Genomic DNA, 19,110 nt, shown 5'->3' with positions numbered 1-19,110 from the left:
CCCGCGCGACACCCGGTCCCGCTCAGAACGCGGCGACCTCGTAGCCCTCGGACTCCAGCCGCTCCACGACGGCGGTCCGGTGCTCCTCGCCCTTGGTCTCGAGCTGCAGGTTGACCGACACCTCGGACACCGAGAGCGAGACGTCGGTGCGCGTGTGGTCCACGGCCACGATGTTGGCGCCGGCGGCGGCGATGGTCTCCACGAGCCGCGCGAGCGCACCGGGCTTGTCCATCAGCCGCACCTGCAGCTTCAGGTACCGCCCCGCGGCGACCAGGCCGTGCTGCACCACGCGGAGCAGCACGAGCGGGTCGATGTTGCCGCCCGACAGCACCGCGACCACCGGCCCCTGGAACACGCCCGGCCCGGCGGCCATGATCCCGGCGACCCCCGCCGCGCCCGCCGGCTCGACCATCAGCTTGGAGCGCTCCAGCACCGCGAGCAGGGCGCGCGAGAGCTGGTCCTCGGTGACCGTGCGGACCTCGACGCCCTCCTTCTGCACGATCCCGAACGGCACGTCGCCCGGCAGGCCCACGGCGATGCCGTCGGCCATGGTGGCGCCGAGCGTGCCCGCCATCGGCTTGCCCGCCTTCAGCGAGCCGGGGTAGGCCGCGGCCGACGCCGCCTGCACGCCCACGACCTTGACGTGCGGCGCGACCTCGGCGAGCACGGCCGCGATCCCGGCGACCAGCCCGCCGCCGCCCAGCGGCACGACGACGGTGGCGACGTCGGGCACCTGCTCCAGGATCTCCAGGGCGACGGTGCCCTGGCCGGCCACGACGTCCACGTGGTCGAACGGGTGGATGAGCACCCGCCCGGAGCGGGCTGCCTCGACGCGCGCGGCGGCGAGGGCCTCGTCCACGGAGGTGCCCACCATGCGCACCTCGGCCCCGTACCCGCGGGTCGCGGCGACCTTGGGCAGGGCCGCGTCCACGGGCATGTAGACGACGGTGTCGATGCCGAGCATGCCCGCGGCGAGCGCCACGCCCTGCGCGTGGTTGCCGGCGGAGGCCGCGACGACGCCGCGCTCGCGCTCCTCGGGCGACAGGCGGGCGAGCCGCACGTAGGCGCCGCGCACCTTGAACGAGCCGGCGCGCTGCAAGTTCTCGCACTTGAGCAGCACCTTCGTCCCGGCGATCGTGGAGAGCGCGCGGCTCTCGGTCACGGGCGTACGGGTGATGACGCCGTCGAGAAGCTCGGCGGCAGCCCGGGCGTCGTCGGCGGACACCGTGAGGTGACCGCCGTAGGACTCCAGGTCGAACGGATCCAGTGGCACAGCGCGCATGTTGCCCGACTGCGCCGCGAGATGCACGTTCAGGGCTTCGGATCACCCTCCGGCGCGGCGGGCTGATCGTCGGTGGACACGTCCTCGACGGCGTTCTCGGCCAGCACACCGGGGCTGCGGCGGAGCCGGAGCGGGATCGGCGGGGCGTCGGCGGCGCGCCATCGGATCGGTAGCGCGTCCTCGTCGCCGAGCTCGGGGAACTTGTCGTGCCCGTTGAGGTACAGGATCACGGTGTTGAGCACGGCCGCGAGCGGCACGGCGAACAGGGCGCCCACGATGCCCGCGGCGAACGAGCCGGCGGCCACCGCGAGGATCACCGCGACGGGGTGCAGCGAGACGGCCTGGCCCATGAGGAACGGCTGCAGCGCGTGCGACTCGATCTGCTGCACCAGCAGCACCACGCCGAGCATGATGAGCGCCGCGACCCAGCCGTTCGACACGAGCACGACGACGACGGCGATGGCGCCGGTGACGATGGCACCGACCACGGGCACGAACGACCCGACGAACACGAGGATCGCGATGGGCAGCGCCAGCGACGGGACGAAGAACACCGCGCCGATGCCGATGCCGAAGGCGTCCACGGCCGCGACCAGGATCTGCGTGCGGGTGTAGGCCGCCAGCGTGACGGCGCCACGCCGCCCCGCCTGGTTGACCCGCTCGCGGGCGGACATCGGGAGCAGCCCGACCATCCAGCCCCAGATGCCGCGCGGGTCGTGCAGGAAGAAGAAGGTGCAGAACAGCGCGATCAGCGCCCCGACCAGCACGCTGCCCGCCGTCGCGGCGGCGCCCAGGGCGCCGCTGACGATGGCGCTCTGCTGCGCCTCGAGCTGGTCGAGGATGTCCGTGCTGTAGCTCTCCAGCTCGTTCTCGAGCCCGAACGTCGCCGAGAGCTGCGACCACAGCTCGTTGAAGCCGCTGATGGCCTGCGTCCGCAGGTCGGCGAACCCGTTCGCGATCGACTGCCCGGCCAGGGTGATCAGACCGGCGACCACCAGGATCAGGCCGATCAGGGAGAGCCCCGCGGACAGCCCGCGCGGTACCCGCAGCCGCTCGTTCAGCAGCCGCCGCACCGGCGTGAGCATGATCGTCAGCAGCAGCGCGACCGCCACCGGGACCACGATCGTCTTGAGCAGCGCGAGCAGCCACAGGACCGCCGCGACGAACACGCCGATCAGGAGCATGCGCCACGACCAGGAGGCGGCGGCCCGGATGGCGGGCGGGACGGCGCCCGACTCGTCGGTGCGGGGCGGCGCTGTGGTCTGGCTCGACGTCACGCTTGTCTCCTCGGTCTGCGGCACGGACAACACCCTAGGGGAGCACACCGACACCCGGCCGGCACGCCCACGCGCCGCACGGAAGGTGCACCGGGCGCACACGGATCCGACAGATGTCGGAGGCAACGCCCGACACCTGACCGATGACGCCGCGCGCGGGCGCTCGTAGCCTCGCGGCACGGCCCGGTCCGGGTCGTGCCACGGACGATCGGGAGGGCGACCCGCATGAGGCTCCGACGAGGCACACGACCGGCATCGACCATCACGACCAGCGGCGGGACCAGCGGCAGAGTCGTCCGGCGCACGGCGGCCGTCGCGGCCGCCGCCGCGCTCGCCGTCCCGCTCACCCTGCCCCTGGCGGGGGCGACGTCGACCGCGGAGGCGACCGGACCGGCGTCGGGCAGCCCGGTCGCGGCGCCGGACCCGCAGGACTGGACCGACCAGGCCGAGATGACCTGGGAGGACTACACGCCGGTGCGGCCCGCGGAGTGGGACTCGGCGGAGACCTCGTCGGGCAGCGACGTGCAGTACCGGACAGCGGTGATCCTGCTGGAGTTCGAGGACCAGCCGTTCCTCATCACGCAGGACCCGCAGTCGCACCCGTTCGGCAACCCGGCCAGCGGGTTCCAGCCGGTGGCACCCGAGGACGTGAACCAGTGGTTCTACGACTACTACGCCACCCCGAACGAGTACAACGGCGGCCAGACCCTGCACGGGTACTGGATGGAGGACAGCCACGGCCGGATCGGCGTCGACGTCGAGGTGTTCGGGCCGTACGAGCTGCCGGGCAAGCTGCACGAGTACGGCTACGACGCGTCGTTCAACGCGCCCGTCGAGGAGTTCTGCCCGCAGGGCGACGAGTGCGGCAAGAACATCCGGCAGGCCGGCTTCGCGGCCTGGCACGAGGACCTCGGCGGCTGCGCGGAGCAGCTCTGCGGCTTCGACAACGCCTTCTGGGTGACGGCGGGGCACGACGAGACCTCCACGTGGGAGGAGTTCGGGCAGATGATGTTCGAGTCACCCGAGGACGTGCCGGACGCGCTCGGCCCGCCGCGCGGCCCGGACGGCGAGGCGCCCCTGAACCAGAACGGCGACCCGATGCCGAACTGGGCGCACACCCGGTACGTGGGGTGGACGTCCTGGCAGTCGGCGGCCAACCACTGGCCCAACGCGAGCGGCGGCACCTCCACGCAGGCGGAGAGCTCCGGCCTCAGCGTGTTCGCGCACGAGTTCAGCCACCTGCGCAGCCTGCCGGACAACTACAACAACCCGTTCGCCGACAACACCCGGGCCTACACCGGCTACTGGGAGATGATGAGCCGCGGCTCCTTCAACGGTCCGGGCGGCACCCACAACCGGTGGCAGATCCCGAACGCGGGCGGCTCCGCCCTCGGACCGCACCACATGCTCCACTTCAAGCAGGACCTCGGCGTGCTCACCGAGGAGGACCAGGTGCTGCTGACCCGGTCGGGGCTCGCGGAGCAGGGCGTGGCGGTCGCCACGCTGCAGGCCCGCTCCGCGGTGCCGGCCTCGCAGGGCGGCGACGGCACGGTGGGCCTGGAGGTCGCGCTCGACGGCGGGTACACCGCCGGCCAGTGCGCCGTGGACGTGCCGGAGGACACCGACTTCTGGTGCCCGGACGGCACGGCCTGGACCGACTACACGATGGAGGTCGTGGACCGGGTGGGCAACGACTCGTTCACCGCCGGCCACGGCGTCCTGCTGGCCCAGAACCAGCCCCGGGGCACCCCGCGCGAGTGGGTCGTCGACGCCAACCCCGCGGACATCGGCCGCATCGACTACTACCGGCCGGACGGCACGCCCGTCCCCGTGGTGCGCGGCGACCCCCGCCAGCTCGACGACGCGACGTTCCACGCGGGCACCGACTCGGGCAGCTCCTTCGAGTACGTGGACGAGCCGAACGACCTGCACGTGTATGTGCTGGACGCCGCCCGCGACGCCTCCGGCACGCTCACCTACGACGTCGCCGTGCGCAACCGCCAGGCCTCGGGCACGTTCGAGCGCGGGGCGCGGCTCGGCCGCGCGGAGCAGCACCCCGTGGGCGCCGGCACCACCCTGGTGAACGTGCCGCTGCGCAACACGGGCGAGGCCGGCGAGGGCGTGCACGGCTCCGACGTGTACCGGATCTCCGCGTCCGTGCGGGGCCGGGGCTGGGACGTGGCGCTGCCCTACGAGGTGACGGCGGTCGAGGCGGGCGGCACGCTGCCCGTGTCGGCCTGGGCGACGGCGTCGGACGGCGCCGCGCGGTCCGCGACCCTGACCCTCACCGTCACCAGCGAGTCCGACCCGGCCGTGTCGAGCACGGTCCGCGTGCCGCTGCGTGCGAAGGCGCCCACCCTGCGCTCCCTGTCCGACCTGGTGGACGACTACCGGGAGCGCGGTGTGCTCACCCGCGAGGAGGCCCGGGGGCTGACGGCGCTGCTCCGCGTCGCGGCCCACGCGCACGGCGGCGCGGCGGACGCGGCGCTGGCCCGGTTCGTGCAGGACGCCGCGGGCCTGGCCGACGTCGGGCAGCGCAACCTCGCCGCCGCCGCGCTGGCCGCGGCGGCCGGCGACCTGCGGGAGGCCGGGTGAGCTCGCGGGGCGGGCGTGGTCCCTGGCGGGGCGGGCGCGGCCAGGTCGGGCGGTGGCCGGCGGTCGTCGTCGGGGCCTGCCTGCTCGGGGTGGTGGCCGGGTGCTCAGGTGGGGCCGCGGGCGCCGGGGAGACGCAGGCCGTGCGCCTCGTGGTGCCTGACGCGAACATCCGCGAGCCCGCCGACCCGTGCTCGGGTGCGCGGGCCTTCCGGTACGCGCACCCGGAGGCGCCGTACGAGCTGGTGGCCGACGGCGACGTGCTCGCCGCCGGCGCGCTGCCCGAGGGCCGGGCCGAGAAGGCCTTCTCGATCGACCTCGGTACCGAGCGGCAGCCCACCGTGTGCGTCATGTCGATCGATGTCCCGGCCTCGGTCGACCTGGCGGGTGCCGAGCTGACGATCGACGGCCACGGCCCGGTGCCCGTCGAGCCCAACCCCGCCCTCGACGACGCGCCCGAGGCGGTGCTGCGGTGAGGCGCACCCTCGCGGCGCTGCTCGCGGCCGGGCTGGCGATCGGCGCCCTCGCCGGCTGCGCCGGGACCCCGCGGGGGCAGCTGCCGGGGCCGGTCCCCTCGGGCGTGGAGTTCCGCGCCGCGCCCGACGGCGCGCCTCCGGCGCCCCCGCTCACCCTGGAGCTGACCGACGGCACCACGCTGGACCTGGCCGGGCAGTGGGCGGAACGGCCCGTCGTGCTCGTGTTCTTCGAGAGCTGGTGCACCCGCTGCGCGGGGCAGCAGGGCCCGATCAACGACGTGGTCGACGAGTACGAGGACCGCGTGCTGTTCCTCGGCGTCGCGAACCTCTCCGACCCCGACGACGTCGCGGCCTACGTCGAGGAGAACGACATCACCTATCCCGTGGCGGTGGACCCGACCGGCGACGCGTGGCTCATGTACGCCGTCGCCGAGGCGCCGCTCGTGGCCCTGGTCGGCAAGGACGGCAGCCTCCTGCGCGGCTGGCCGGAGGGGGTCACGGGCCGTGAGCTGGGCGCCACCATCGCTGACCTGGCGGTGGGCTGACCTGGCCGGGCGCTGACCCGGCCGGGCGCTGACCCGGCCGAGACCGGCCGGAGGCCGGGCCGGTCACGCGCCCGGCGCGGCCGCCTGGTCGGGAAGCCGTCCCGCCGCCCGGGCGACCCTGAGCGCCAGGTGGAGCGCGAGCCGCTCGGTGCCGTCCTTGAGGTCGGTGCCGGCGAGCAGCTCGACCCGTTGGAGCCGGTAGTACAGCGAGGTGCGGTGCAGGTGCAGCGCCTCCGCCGTCGCCCGCGCGCTGCCCGCGAGCTCCAGGTACGTCTCCAGCGTGCGGAGCAGGAGGGCCGCCTCCGGCAGGCCGAGCAGGGCCTCCAGTCCCGGGTGCACGCAGACGCCGTCGGCCGCCAGCCGCGCGGCCACCGCGTCGAGCGCACCTGCCGCCGTCGTGCTCCGGGCGGCGGGAGGAGCGGGGCGAGCGGCGCCGGACGGCGCTCCGGGGGCGGTGGGGACGAAGGTGACCAGCACGTCCCCCGACTCGAGCCGCAGTACGACCTCGCTGTCCACGGCCCTCCCCGGTCTCGGCGCTGCCAGGAACCGCCGCTGCCGGAAACTCTAGTGAAGCCGCTCAGCGGATCTCAAGGACGCTTTCAGGGCAGCTCCCGGGCAGATCGCGGCCGCGCTCAGTCCTCCAGCTTTCGCTTCTGCGGGTAGACCGTCTCGCCCCGCTCGAGCATGCCCACGAACTTGGCGATGTTCCGCTCCCGGGTCTCCGCCCTCTTGACGCCGGTGATGCGCAGGAGGATCGCGAACCGGTTCTGCGCCGTGAGGATCCCGAACATCGCCGTCGCCCGCGGGCTGGCCGCGAGCGCCTCGGCCAGGTCGGGCGGCACCTCGATGCTCTTGCTGCCCTCGTACGCGACGTCCCAGCGGCCGTCGGCCTTGGCCTTGTCGACCTCCTGCCGGCCGCGGGGCCGCATGCGCCCCTCGGTGGTCAGGCGGTCCACGATGCGCACGTTCCGCGCGGACCAGCGGCTGCGCGACCGGCGCGGGCAGAACCGCTGCAGCGACGTCGTGTCGTCCCGGCTGCGTCCCTGCGCGTCGATCCAGCCGCTGCACAGCGCCTCGTCCAACGCCAGGTCGTAGGTCAGGTTCGTCGGGGCGTCCTTGCCCTTCCGCGCGAGGATCAGCCAGACGCCGTCGGACGTCTCCTCGTTCTCGTCGAGCCAGGCGCGCCACGCCGCGACGTCGGTGAACAGGACCTCGGTGTCGGTGTCGGCCATGGACAGGACGGTACGCCGGACCACTGACATCGCCACTGACACCTGCGGTGACGGCGGCACCGACGATGACGCTGACACGGTCACTGACACGGGCGGGCCGCCGAGACTACGGTGGCGGGATGACGACCTGGCGGATCGGCACGACTGCGGGCGACCCCGCGCGGGTCGCGACGATCCTCCCGGGCAGCGGGTACACCGCGCAGGGCCCGCTGCTCTGGTACGCCGCCAAGGCGCTGCGCGCGGCCGGCTGGACCGTCCGTACGTTCGCCTGGGACGAGCTCTCCCCGGACTGGACGGAGGCCCGCCGGACCTACGGGGAGGCGCTCCGGAGCGCGTCGGTGCCCGACGGCTGCCGCCACCTCGTGGTCGCCAAGTCGCTCGGCTCGTTCGCCCTGCCGGTCGCGGTGGACCTCGGCCTCCCGGGGGCCTGGCTGACGCCTGTGCTCACCGGGAACGCCTCAGGGCCGGTCCGCGCCGCGCTCGCCGCCGGGACGGCGCCGGCGCTGCTGGTGGGCGGCACGGCGGACCCGCTGTGGGACGGCGGCGTGGCGACCGCCCCGGACACGGAGGTGCTGGAGGTCGACGGCGCGGACCACTCGCTCGAGGTGGGTGACTGGCGCCGGTCGCACGAGGTCCTCGCCCGCGTCACCGGGGCGGTGGAGCGCCTGGCGACTCAGCTCTGAGCCGCCCGCCCGTCCCGCGGGCCGAACGCCCGCAGCGCGTCGACGTCGCTGTTGGCCGACGTCACGTACTGCAGCGCCCACTCCTCCGCCGCGGGGTAGGCGCTCCCGGCGGCGACCGCGGCGACGGCAGCCTCGACGTCGACCGGGGTGTGCCGCAGCTCGACCTGGCCGTCGCGCAGGAGGGCCCACGACCCGCCGGCGCGGCCGTAGGGCATGCCGACGCTGCCGGGGTTGACGCACAGGCGCCGGTCGACGAGCCGGACGAACGGCATGTGGGTGTGCCCCATGACCACCGTGGTCACGTCGGGGTCGAGGCCGCCGAGCACGTCCGCCCAGCGCTCCAGCGAGGAGTCGACGAGCACCACCTCCTCGTCGTCGCGCGGGGTGCCGTGGCAGAACACGACGCGACCGAACCCCCGCACCGTCAGCTCGACGGGGTGCGGCAGGCCGGCGAGCAGCGCGACGTCGTCGGGCCGCAGCCGGGACGCGGCCCAGGGCGCGACCGGGTCCGGGATGTCGGTGGTGCCGCCGCGGGCGAGCGCCACGAGCTCACGGTCCGCGTTCCCGCGGACCAGCACGGCCCGCTCCCCCAGGGCCCTGAGGCGGTCCAGGACCTCGACGGGCTGTGGCCCGGCGGCGTGGTCGCCGGTGACGACCACGCGGTCGGCGGCCGCCACGTCGGGTTCCGCGAGCACCGCCTCCAGGACGGGGAGCACCCCGTGGACGTCCGACAGGACCGCTACCGTGGAGACCTCGCTGCTCATGTGCCGACGATGGCCTGCGCGGGCTCGTGGTGCCACCGGATCTGCCGACGGCAGAAGGATTCGGCCGGAACACCGCTGCTCCCGTGCGTGTTGTGATGGACAAACGTGCCACCGCACGAATCAGACCCAAAGGATGTGTGTTCGATGACCTTCCTGAACTCCCTCTTCGGCCCCGGCTCCGGTTCGAGCAAGACCACCATGGTGGCCCCCGAGGACGCCCTGCCCGGGCGCTCCGCACCGCTGCTCCAGGCCCCGCGCCCGCACTCCGTGCTGGGCTCGTCGATCACGGGGCCGTGGGAGCCGGGTACGCGGGTGCTCTACCTGGCGATGGGCTGTTTCTGGGGCGCCGAGGAGATCTACTGGCAGGTCCCCGGCGTCGTGAGCACCGCCGTCGGCTACATGGGCGGGACCACGCCCAACCCGACGTACGAGGAGGTCTGCACCGCGCGGACCGGCCACACGGAGACCGCGCTGGTGGCGTACGACCCGACCAAGGTCAGCGAGGCCGAGCTGCTCAAGATCTTCTGGGAGCGGCACGACCCGACGCAGGGCTTCCGCCAGGGCAACGACGTGGGCACGCAGTACCGCTCGGGCATCTACTGGACCACGCCGGAGCAGGCCGAGGCCGCGCAGGAGACGGCCAAGCGGTACGCCGAGGTGCTCAGCGCCAAGGGGTACGACGCCATCACCACGGAGATCGCCCCCGCGGCCGAGGCCGGGCCGTTCTACTACGCCGAGGACTACCACCAGCAGTACCTGTCGGACGCGAAGAACCCGAACGGCTACCGCTGCCACGCGACCACGGGCGTCCCGTTCCCGGACGCCGCCTGACCGCCCGTGCGGATGACCGCCTGACCGCCTGAACCCGGTGCCCCGCCGCCCGCGGCGACGGGGCGCTGTCCGTGGGGCACCACCGGTGGGGCGCTGTCAGTGGGTACCCGTAGGGTCGACCGCATGATCCGGATGCCCGCCACAGAGCTCACCGTCAAGGGTGAGGACTGGTACGCCCGCGACCTGTCGGGCGAGGACCACATGGCCACGCTGTTCGCCGACGTGGACCTGACGGAGGCCACCGGGACGGGCGCCACGTTCGACTCGTGCGTGTTCCGGGGCGTGCGCTTCAACAGCGCGCACCTCACCGAGCTCGCGTTCACGTCGTGCGTCTTCGACGCGTGCGTCTTCTTCGACACCACGCTGGAGCGCTGCAAGCTCGTGGGCTCGCAGTTCAACAACTGCCGGTTCGACCTGCTCAAGGTCGAGGGCGGCAACTGGTCCTTCACCAACCTGCACCGCGCCGCCCTGGCCGGTGCGCAGCTCGACGGCGTCCGCCTGCGCGAGGCCGACCTGTCGGGCATCAAGGCGGCCGGGGCGGTCCTGGTCGGCTGCGACCTGTCGGGCGCGGACCTTGCCGAGGCCGACCTCACCAACGCCGACCTGCGGGGCAGCGACCTGTCGTCGCTCGACCCCCTCGGCGCGAACCTGACCGGCGCCGTGGTGGGCGAGGCCCAGGCGATCCTGCTGGCGGAGCGGCTCGGCCTGGTGGTCCGGCCCGACTGAACGCCGTGCCGAGGGCGTGCGAACCGACCGGTGATATCGGTTCGATCCGCGGCGACGCGCACCCTATGCTCGGGTCCGCTCGCACACGCACTGAGCGCACGCTCTGGGAGGACGAGGATCGATGAAGATCAGCCGCGACCTGACCGAATGGACCCTGACCGCGACGGGCGGCCCCGTCCCGGCGGACCTCGCCGGGGTCCCCGTCCCGGCGACGGTCCCGGGCACGAGCCACACCGCCCTGCTGGAGCAGGGGCTCATCCCCGACCCGTACCTCGGCACCAACGAGACCTCGCTCGCCTGGATGCAGCGCGCCACCTGGCGGTACGCGACCGTCCTGGACGAGCCGCCCGCCGCGGACGACGAGCGGGTCGACCTGCTCTTCGAGGGCATCGACACGGTGGCCGGCGTGGCCGTCGACACGGACGTCGAGCACGCCGCCGTCGGCCAGGGCCGTACGGAGCTGGGCCGCACCGCGAACATGCACCGCTCCTACCGGTACGACGTGCGCGGGCTCGTCGGCACGCCGGCCAACCTGGTGGTCGACCTCGACTCAGCGCTCGAGACGGCAGAGGCCGAGGTGGAGCGCCTCGGCGCGCGACCCTCGGCCAACACCCATCCGTTCAACATGGTGCGCAAGATGGCCTGCTCCTTCGGCTGGGACTGGGGCCCGGACCTGCAGACGGCCGGCCTGTGGAAGCCCGTGCGGGTCGAGCGCTGGCGCGTGGCCCGGATCGCGCGCGTGACGCCGCTGGCCACCGTGGCCGACGACGGCAGCGGGCTGGTCGACGTGCATGTCGAGATCGAGACGTCCGGCCTGGCCGACACCCCGCAGCTGACCGTCGACGTGTCCGTCGGGGACCGCGGGACGACCACCGGCATCCCGGCGGGCTGGTCCGGCGGCGTCCTGGACGTCCGCGTGGAGGCGGGCGACGTCGACCTGTGGTGGCCCGCCGGCCACGGCGACCAGCCGCTGTACCCGATCGAGGTGGCCGTCTACGCGGGCGACGGCGAGGACCGCTCCAACCCGCTGGACACGTGGTCGGGCCGGGTCGCGTTCCGCACCGTCGAGGTGGACCGCGAGCGCGACGAGCACGGCACGGGCTTCACGTTCCTGATCAACGGCAAGCGGATCTTCGCGCGCGGGGCCAACTGGATCCCCGACGACCACCTGCTGACGCGCATCACGCGCGAGCGCCTGGAGCAGCGCGTCGACCAGGCGCTCGGCGCGAACCTCAACCTGCTGCGGGTGTGGGGCGGCGGCATCTACGAGTCGGACGACTTCTACGACGTCTGCGACGAGAAGGGCGTCATGGTCTGGCAGGACATCCTGCTGGCCTGCGCCGCCTACCCCGAGGAGGACCCGCACTGGGGCGAGTTCGAGGCCGAGCTGCGGGAGAACGCCGCCCGGCTGGCGCCGCACCCGTCGCTGGTGCTGTGGAACGGCGGCAACGAGAACATCTGGGGCCACGAGGACTGGGGCTGGAAGGAGCGGCTGGGCGACCTGACCTGGGGCGCCCGCTACTACTACGAGCTCTTCCCGAAGGTGCTGGCCGAGGTCGACCCGACCCGCCCCTACTCGGACGGCTCGCCCTACTCCCCCGGCCTCACGCCCGAGCAGGTGCACCCCAACGACCCGGACCATGGCACGCACCACCAGTGGGACGTGTGGAACCGCGTGGACTACACCCACTACCGCGACGACGTACCGCGGTTCGCGTCGGAGTTCGGCTTCCAGGGCCCTGCCACCTGGGCGACCCTCCAGCGGGCGATCCTTCCTGACAGCGCTGCCGTTCCGGAGGGCTTCAAGGAGTCCGAGGCCTTCCTGCTGCACCAGAAGGCGATCGACGGCAACGGCAAGCTCGACCGCGGCCTGGCCCCGCACCTGGACGTCCCCGACGACTTCGTCGACTGGCACTGGGCCACGCAGCTCAACCAGGCGCGTGCGGTGCGGTACGCCGTGGAGCACTACCGGTCGTGGTGGCCGCGCACCGCGGGCGCGATCGTGTGGCAGCTCAACGACTGCTGGCCCGTGACCTCCTGGGCGGCCGTGGACGGCGACGGCCGGCGCAAGCCGCTCTGGTACGCGCTGCGGCAGGCGTTCGCCGACCGTGTGGTCACGGTGCAGCCCCGCGGGGACGAGCTGGTCGCGGCGCTGGTCAACGACACCGACGAGCCGTGGGCCGGACAGGTGGCGGCGGCCCGGACCACGCTGGGCGGCGAGGCGCTGGCGACGTCGGACCGCGAGGTGGTGGTGCCGCCGCGCTCGGTGTCCCTGGTCCCCCTGGCGGGCGACCTGGTCGCCGTGGCCGACGCCGCGCACGAGGTGCTGGTCGTGACCCTCGGCGCGGAGCGCGGGCTGCACCGCTGGGCCGAGGGCAAGGACCTGGCCCTCGACCCCGCACCTCTGGAGACCGCGGTGACGGCCCAGGACGGCGGCTACCGCGTCGAGGTGACGGCGACGTCGCTGGCGCTGGGCGTGTCCGTGCTGGCCGACCGGCTCGACCCGGACGCCGAGGTGGACGAGCAGGTGGTCGACCTCCCGGAGGGTGCGACGGCCGTGTTCCACGTCACGACGAGCCGCGACCTCGATCCGGCGGCACTGGTCTCCCGGCCGGTGCTCCGCACCGAGAACGACCTCGTGGCGCGCTAGGCACGTCATCCGCGGCACATCACCCGTACGAGCAGGACGAAACCCGATCCCATGTCAGTGACCGCGCGTACGGTGTGGTTCAGGGGGCGAGAGGACAGCACGATGCACAGGTTCGACGAGGTCTCCAGCTGGTCGGTGCTGCGCCGCGACGGTGTCGCCGTGGTCGTGGCCCACCCCGAGCGCGGGCTGCCGCTCGTGCTCCACTGGGGGCCCGACCTGGGCGACCTGTCACCCGCCGACCTGCAGGGGCTCGACTCGGCGACCAGCCGGCAGACCGCGCCCGGCACGCTCGACGCCGCGTGGCGGCCCTCCCTGCTGCCGCAGGAGTCGGACGGCTGGGCGGGCCGCCCCGGTCTGCTCGTGGCGGCGGGCGGCGTCTCGCTGTTCCCGCGCTGGACCGTCACCGAGGCGGAGCGGGACACCGCGGACCTGCTGGTCACGGCACACGACCCGGACCTGGGGCTGACGCTGCGGTCGCACCTGGAGATCGGCTCGGGCGGGCTGGTCCTGCTGTGGCACGAGCTGACGAACGAGGGACACGACCCCGTGGACGTGCACTGGCTGGAGGCCACGCTGCCCGTGCCGCGGTCCGCGGACCACCTGACCCAGTTCACCGGCCGCTGGTCCCGCGAGAAGTCGCCCGTCACCACGCCGATGCCGGGCGGCAGCACGGCCCGGCAGACCCGCCGGGGCCGGTCGGGTCACGACGCGCCCTGGGTGACGGTGGCGTCGTCGGGCACCCCGCGCCACCGCATCGGCGAGGCATGGGCCACCCACCTGGGGTGGAGCGCCGACGTGACGCACCGCGTGGACCACCTCACCGAGCACGCCACGCTGCTCGGGGCGGGCGAGCTCGTGCGCCCGGGCGAGGTCCGGCTGGCGCCCGGCGAGGCGTACCGCACGCCGGTCGCGTACTTCGCCTGGTCACCGCGGGGCCTGGACGGCGTCCAGGACCGGTTCCACACGTGGATGCGGGCGCGTCCGCAGCACGTGACGAGCCCACGGCCGCTGGTGCTGAACACCTGGGAGGCCGTGTACTTCGACCACTCCCCGGCCAAGCTGGAGCGGCTCGCGCGGCGCGCCGCCGCGGTGGGCGTGGAGCGCTTCGTGCTCGACGACGGCTGGTTCCACTCCCGGCGCGACGACACCACCGGGCTGGGCGACTGGGTGGTCGACCACGACGTCTGGCCCGACGGCCTGGGCCCGCTCGCGGGCCTGGTCCACGAGCTGGGCATGGAGTTCGGGCTGTGGTTCGAGCCCGAGATGGTCAACCTCGACTCCGACCTGGCGCGCGCCCACCCGGAGTGGATCCTCTCGAACACGGCGGCCGTCCCGTCGCCGGACGGGCTGTCGTTCCGCACGCAGTACGTGCTGGACCTCGCCGTCCCCGAGGCCTGGGAGCACGTGCGCGGCCAGATCTCGGCCCTGGTCACGGAGCTGGGCATCGACTTCATCAAGTGGGACCACAACCGCGACCTCACGGAGCCCGTCCACGTCGGGGCCGACGGCGTGGGGCGGCCGGGCACCCACGTGCAGACCCTCGCCGCGTACGCGCTGATCGCGCGGCTCAAGGCGGACCACCCGGGGCTGGAGATCGAGTCGTGCTCCTCGGGCGGCGCGCGCACCGACCTGGGGATCCTGGAGATCACCGACCGCGTGTGGGCCTCCGACTCCAACGACCCGGTGGAGCGCCAGGACATCCAGCGGTGGACGTCGCTCGTGCTGCCGCCCGAGCTGATCGGCGCGCACGTCGGGCCGTCGCCGGCGCACTCGTCGGGACGCACCACCGACCTCTCGTACCGGGTGGCCACCGCGCTCCAGGGCCACGCCGGGTTCGAGTGGGACCTGCTGGCCTGCACGGACGACGAGCTGATCGCGGTCACGGCGTACGCGGCGCTCTACAAGGAGCTCCGCTCGCTCGTGCACACCGGAACGGTCGTGCACGGCGACACGGTGGACCCCGCGCTGCGGGTCACGGGCTTCGTCTCCCCCGACCGGGCGGCGGGCGTGTGGACGGTGGCGACCGTGGCGTCGCTCCAGGACGCGCTGACCGAGCGGGTGCGGCTCGACGGGCTCGACCCGGACCGGCGCTACAGCGTGCGGGTGCGCGACGAGGTGGGGTCCGCCAAGTGGATGGGCGGCATCACGCCCGGCTGGCTCGGCAAGGAGGCGATGGACGTGCCCGGCTCCGTGCTGACCGAGGTCGGGCTGCAGCTCCCCACGCTGTGGCCGATGCAGGCGCTGATCATCCAGGTGACGGCGGTCGGCTGACGCGAGACAGGGCGGGTCGGGACCGGTGCTCCGGTCCCGACCCGCCCTGCTGCCGTAGGGGTGTACGGACTGCTCAGCTGCCGAGCGCGCCCCTGCGCCGCAGCACGAGCAGGGTCACGCCACCGCCGACGAGCGCGAGCGCGATCAGCGTGAAGCCGACGACGGTGCTGGCACCGGTCGCGGCGAGCACGTCGGGCTCCTCGGCGGAGGGGGACGTCGTGGCGTCGGCACCCGCAGCGGGGGCCGACTCCTCGGCCGGCGCGTTGCCCTCCTCGGGCTCCCCGGCCTCGGGCTCCTCGACGGCGGGCGTCGACGGCTCGGCGCCGGTGTCCTCGGTGGGCTCCTCGCCCGGCACCGTCGGCTCCTCGCCCGGCAGGCTCGGCTCCGGCGTCGGCTCGGCCTTGACCGTGATCAGCGTGTAGTGGCTGATCGCCTTGCCGGACGAGTGCGAGATCGTCACCTCGGCCGCGGGCGGGTCGACGACCACGTCCTCCGGACCCAGGCCCTGGTTGGCCGAGCCGGCCTTCACGCAGTACCCGGTGATGAGGTAGCCGTCGGGCGCGGTGACGACCAGGGTGGTGTGCTCACCGCTGACGTCCACCTTGCCGCCCTTCGGGCAGGTGGCCGAGCCGGTGGTCGCGACAGGAGCGCCGGCGACGGGCGCGGCGAACGCGGCGGTCGAGGGGACCAGAAGTCCCGCGACGAGGAGCGCGGATGCTCCCAGGACAGTCATCTTGCGCACTGCGCGCTCCTTCGAGACGGGGATCGGACGGGTGCCCGACGCAGGGCACGTTCCCCGGAGCGTAGCGACAATGGTGCAGATCGCCAATATCCGTTTATCTCAGTAAAATACCTTACAAGGACTTTTCTTACGCCCTACCGGCCTTTGCCTTTTTTCTTTCCTTGCGGCGCGGAGCGCCCACCCTTGCCGCGCTGGACGCCCCCGCGACCTCCGGCAGCGGCCGCACCCCGCCCCGCACCAGACCTCTTCTTGGCCCCGGACACGCTCTTCGAAGAATTCTTCACCCCGGTCCGCGCGGATTTCGCTGTCGGCGCATCGGCAGACGCCCCGTCCTGTCCCTTGCGCGACGACGGTCCGCCACGGCCGCGCGAGCTGTTGACCGTGCGCCCCCGGACGATCCCGATGAGCTCCTCGACGAGGTCCGTGGTGCGGTCGACCGGCCAGACCAGGCCCACCGGCGCCGTCGGGCCGTCGGAGAGCGGGCGGTAGGTCACGTCCTTGCGGCGGTGCAGCCGCGCCAGCGACATCGGCAGCACCGCCACCCCGACGTTCGCGGCGACGGTCGCGACGACGTCGGCGGTGGTCGGGACCCGCTCCAGCGGGTTGCCGTCCGGATCCGCCGGCACCGTGCCCGGGACGGGGCGGCCGCCGGTGAACAGGACGTCGTCGCCGGGCACCCAGACGGGGTCCTGCACGAGGTCCGTGGCGGACACCGTCTCGTCGTCGGCGAGGGCGGCGAGCAGATGGTCCCGGGAGAAGAGGACCACCGACGTCTCCTCGTAGAGCGGGATCGCGGAGAAGACGTCCTTGTCGACCGGGAGGCGGCCGATCGCGGCGTCCACGTCGCCCGTCTCCAGCGCGGCCACGACCGCGGCGGCCTCGACCTGGACCAGCTCCAGGCGCACGTCGGGCAGCCGCTCGTGCCACACGCTCGCCCACTTGCCCGGCGTCGCGCCCGGCACGTAGGCGAGGCGGAAGCGGGGCTGGTCGGCGTCGGCGGGGTCGGCGTCGGCGGTCGCGTCGGGGGTCTCGTCAGGGACCTCCCCGGGAGGGACGGATCCGACGTCGGGCACGGGCTGGTTCACGCCCCCAGGCTACGGGGCCGGGGTCGATCCGGCGGTGGCGTTGCGGGCCGTGCACGAGCACCCGGGGCGAGCGGCGGGACGAGCAGCCGCGACGAGCGGCGAGGATCACGCCCGCCATGGAGAGCGCGGGGGGCGCACGCCGATACCCTGGGAACATGAGTTCCTCCTTCGCCTCGCAGCGGTTCAAGCCGTCCAACGCCGCCAAGCGACTCGGCGTCTACCTGCCTGCCACGCCGCAGGAGTTCCAGGACACCCCGATCTCGCGCGCGGAGCTCGAGGAGCTGGAGACCAACCCGCCCGAGTGGCTGGCGGAGCTGCGCCGTAACGGCCCGCACCCGCGGCCGGTCGTGGCCGGCCGCCTCGGCATCTCGATCGCGGGCCTGGCCCGCGGCGGCATCACCGACCCGCTGACCACCGAGCAGATCGACGAGCTGCGCGACAACCCGCCGGAGTGGCTGGCCCAGGAGCGCCAGACCGCCGCCCAGGTGCGGGCCGAGGAGGAGCGCGTCGAGGAGGCCCGCAAGGCGGCCGAGAAGAAGGCCCGCTCCGCCCGGTGAACCCCGAGGTGGAGGCCGTCCTCGCGCGGCTGCAGCCGTATCCCGAGGACGGGTCGCGGGCCGACGGCCCGGTCGCGGCCGACGCGACCGACCGGCTCCTGCTCGACGAGGCCGCCGCGCTCGTCCAGGAGCACCCCGACGGCGTGGTGGTGCTCGGCGACCGGTTCGGGGCGCTGACCCTGGGCGCGCTGGCGAGCGGCGCCCACCAGGTCCGCACCCAGATGGACGCGGTCACGGCCGAGGCGGCCCTGTCCGCCAACTCCAGGCGGGTGAGCAAGGTCCTGTGGGACGGGCGTGCCCGGACCGCCGCGAGCGCCCCCGCTCCGCACGAACCCGCCGGGCTGGGGTTCACCCAGTACGACCGGCTCGAACCCCGGCTCTTCGAGGGCGCCCGCCTCGTGCTGCTCCGGCTCCCGACGTCGCTCGCGGAGCTGACCGAGATCGCCGAGCACGTGGCCCGGTACGCCGACCCCGCCGTCACGCTGCTCGCGGGCGGCCGGGTCAAGCACATGACGCACGCGATGAACGACGTGCTCGGCGCGTCGTTCGCGCAGGTCGGCGCATCGCTCGCCCGGCAGAAGTCGCGGCTGCTGATCGCCCGGGGGCCGCGGGCCGACGTCGGGCCGCTCACCTACCCCGTCACGGCGCGGCTGACCGACCGGGAGATCCTGGACGCGATCGTCCCGCCCGGTACCGCCCCAGGAAGCGCAGACCCGGACGAGCCCGCGGGCCTCACCGTCGTCGCGCACGGCGCCGCGTTCGCCGGAGCCACCCTGGACCACGGCACACGCTTCCTCCTGGCCCAGGCGCACCGCTGGCCCCACCTGTCAGACCTCCAGGTCACCCCGGCGACCTCGACGTCGGACACGTCCGGCCCGTCCGACACCCCGATCCCCGGCATGGACGCCCACCCGGTCGCCGTCGACCTCGGGTGCGGCACCGGTATCCTCGCCGCCGTCCTCGGCCTCCGGTACCCCACCGCGCACGTGCTCGCGTCGGACCGGAGCCGGGCCGCCTGCGACTCGGCCGCCGCGACGCTCGCCGCGAACGGCGTCAGGGGCCGGGTCGTGCGGGACGACGCCGGGGCCCTGCTCCCGATCCCCGACGGCTCGGCCGACCTGGTGCTGCTCAACCCGCCCTTCCACGACCGCGCCGCGCTGAGCACCGACGCGGCGCACCGGATGTTCGCCACGGCGGGCCGCGTGCTGCGCGACGGCGGCGAGCTGTGGACCGTCTTCAACACGGGTCTGCACTACCGCCGCGCGCTGGAGCGCGCCGTCGGGCCCACCGAGCACGTGGCCCAGGACCGGCGGTTCAGCGTGACCCGGAGCGTGCGGAAACTACTTACCGACATGTCAGTGACCGGCGGTTAGCCTGGCTGGGCGCTCGCCCGGGCG

At 73.9% G+C, this 19,110-nt stretch carries 17 protein-coding genes; 10 read left to right on the top strand and 7 right to left on the bottom strand.

Annotated elements, in window-relative coordinates:
* Window positions 1-22: 22 nt before the first annotated feature.
* Both ilvA and QRN56_RS19045 read right to left on the bottom strand, forming a co-directional pair.
* Complete coding sequence (ilvA, locus tag QRN56_RS19050) at window positions 23-1,282, bottom strand: threonine ammonia-lyase (protein ID WP_285105841.1); 1,260 nt, start codon at window positions 1,280-1,282, stop codon at window positions 23-25.
* A 29-nt stretch (window positions 1,283-1,311) separates the two neighbouring features.
* The gene (locus QRN56_RS19045) at window positions 1,312-2,559 is read right to left on the bottom strand and encodes an AI-2E family transporter (protein WP_285105839.1); all 1,248 of its coding nucleotides are present in this window, start codon (window positions 2,557-2,559) and stop codon (window positions 1,312-1,314) included.
* Window positions 2,560-2,784: 225 nt separating this feature from the next.
* Between QRN56_RS19045 and QRN56_RS19040 the strand changes: the two genes are divergently transcribed.
* Genes QRN56_RS19040 through QRN56_RS19030 form a run of 3 tightly spaced genes read left to right on the top strand, consistent with a single transcriptional unit; the run spans window position 2,785 to window position 6,172 of the window.
* Window positions 2,785-5,154 (top strand): M6 family metalloprotease domain-containing protein, encoded by a 2,370-nt coding sequence (locus tag QRN56_RS19040; RefSeq protein WP_285105838.1) that lies wholly within the window; start codon window positions 2,785-2,787, stop codon window positions 5,152-5,154.
* The gene (locus tag QRN56_RS19035) at window positions 5,151-5,627 is read left to right on the top strand and encodes a hypothetical protein (protein ID WP_285105837.1); all 477 of its coding nucleotides are present in this window, start codon (window positions 5,151-5,153) and stop codon (window positions 5,625-5,627) included. Before QRN56_RS19040 ends, QRN56_RS19035 begins: the two co-directional genes overlap by 4 nt.
* The gene (locus QRN56_RS19030; protein WP_285105835.1) at window positions 5,624-6,172 is read left to right on the top strand and encodes a peroxiredoxin family protein; all 549 of its coding nucleotides are present in this window, start codon (window positions 5,624-5,626) and stop codon (window positions 6,170-6,172) included. The genes QRN56_RS19035 and QRN56_RS19030 overlap by 4 nt, the downstream gene beginning before the upstream one ends.
* Before the next feature lie 63 nt (window positions 6,173-6,235).
* On the opposite strand, the gene QRN56_RS19025 is transcribed toward QRN56_RS19030, so the two are convergent.
* Complete coding sequence (locus tag QRN56_RS19025) at window positions 6,236-6,688, bottom strand: helix-turn-helix domain-containing protein (protein ID WP_285105834.1); 453 nt, start codon at window positions 6,686-6,688, stop codon at window positions 6,236-6,238.
* Between the two features lie 116 nt (window positions 6,689-6,804).
* Window positions 6,805-7,404, bottom strand: coding sequence for a YdeI/OmpD-associated family protein (locus tag QRN56_RS19020; RefSeq protein WP_285105833.1), 600 nt, complete (start codon window positions 7,402-7,404; stop codon window positions 6,805-6,807).
* A gap of 119 nt (window positions 7,405-7,523) precedes the next feature.
* On the opposite strand from QRN56_RS19020, the gene QRN56_RS19015 reads away from it, so the two are divergent.
* Window positions 7,524-8,087 (top strand): hypothetical protein, encoded by a 564-nt coding sequence (locus tag QRN56_RS19015; protein ID WP_285105832.1) that lies wholly within the window; start codon window positions 7,524-7,526, stop codon window positions 8,085-8,087.
* On the opposite strand, the gene QRN56_RS19010 is transcribed toward QRN56_RS19015, so the two are convergent.
* Window positions 8,078-8,851 (bottom strand): metallophosphoesterase family protein, encoded by a 774-nt coding sequence (locus QRN56_RS19010; protein WP_285105831.1) that lies wholly within the window; start codon window positions 8,849-8,851, stop codon window positions 8,078-8,080. The genes QRN56_RS19015 and QRN56_RS19010 overlap by 10 nt on opposite strands.
* A gap of 144 nt (window positions 8,852-8,995) precedes the next feature.
* Between QRN56_RS19010 and msrA the strand changes: the two genes are divergently transcribed.
* The 4 genes from msrA to QRN56_RS18990 all read left to right on the top strand — a co-directional run bounded on the left by msrA (window position 8,996) and on the right by QRN56_RS18990 (window position 15,329).
* Window positions 8,996-9,682, top strand: coding sequence for a peptide-methionine (S)-S-oxide reductase MsrA (gene msrA / locus QRN56_RS19005; RefSeq protein ID WP_285105830.1), 687 nt, complete (start codon window positions 8,996-8,998; stop codon window positions 9,680-9,682).
* Window positions 9,683-9,805: 123 nt separating this feature from the next.
* Entirely contained in the window at window positions 9,806-10,408 is a 603-nt protein-coding gene (locus QRN56_RS19000; protein ID WP_285105829.1) for a pentapeptide repeat-containing protein, read from the top strand.
* A 121-nt stretch (window positions 10,409-10,529) separates the two neighbouring features.
* Window positions 10,530-13,058, top strand: a complete 2,529-nt coding sequence (locus QRN56_RS18995) for a glycoside hydrolase family 2 protein (protein WP_285105827.1) — start codon at window positions 10,530-10,532, stop codon at window positions 13,056-13,058.
* A gap of 102 nt (window positions 13,059-13,160) precedes the next feature.
* Window positions 13,161-15,329: an alpha-galactosidase gene (locus tag QRN56_RS18990; protein ID WP_285105825.1), complete on the top strand. Its 2,169-nt coding sequence runs from the start codon at window positions 13,161-13,163 to the stop codon at window positions 15,327-15,329.
* A gap of 73 nt (window positions 15,330-15,402) precedes the next feature.
* Here the strand turns inward: QRN56_RS18990 and QRN56_RS18985 are convergent, their stop codons facing one another.
* Entirely contained in the window at window positions 15,403-16,071 is a 669-nt protein-coding gene (locus tag QRN56_RS18985; protein WP_285105823.1) for a hypothetical protein, read from the bottom strand.
* 134 nt (window positions 16,072-16,205) lie between these two features.
* Window positions 16,206-17,156 carry a LysR family substrate-binding domain-containing protein gene (locus tag QRN56_RS18980; protein WP_285105821.1) on the bottom strand — a complete coding sequence of 317 codons (951 nt, stop codon included), beginning with the start codon at window positions 17,154-17,156 and terminating at the stop codon, window positions 16,206-16,208.
* A 155-nt stretch (window positions 17,157-17,311) separates the two neighbouring features.
* Between QRN56_RS18980 and QRN56_RS18975 the strand changes: the two genes are divergently transcribed.
* Together QRN56_RS18975 and QRN56_RS18970 are read left to right on the top strand one after the other, a co-directional pair.
* Entirely contained in the window at window positions 17,312-17,713 is a 402-nt protein-coding gene (locus QRN56_RS18975; RefSeq protein ID WP_285105820.1) for a DUF5997 family protein, read from the top strand.
* A complete protein-coding gene (locus tag QRN56_RS18970; protein ID WP_285105819.1) occupies window positions 17,710-19,086 on the top strand; it encodes a class I SAM-dependent methyltransferase in 1,377 nt (458 codons plus the stop codon). The genes QRN56_RS18975 and QRN56_RS18970 overlap by 4 nt, the downstream gene beginning before the upstream one ends.
* Window positions 19,087-19,110: the final 24 nt, after the last annotated feature.

It is taken from the genome of Promicromonospora sp. MEB111, from assembly GCF_030209445.1.
GTDB lineage: Bacteria > Actinomycetota > Actinomycetes > Actinomycetales > Cellulomonadaceae > Promicromonospora.
Note: the sequence above shows the minus strand (reverse complement) of the source record. Positions and strands in the feature narration are given on the sequence as shown.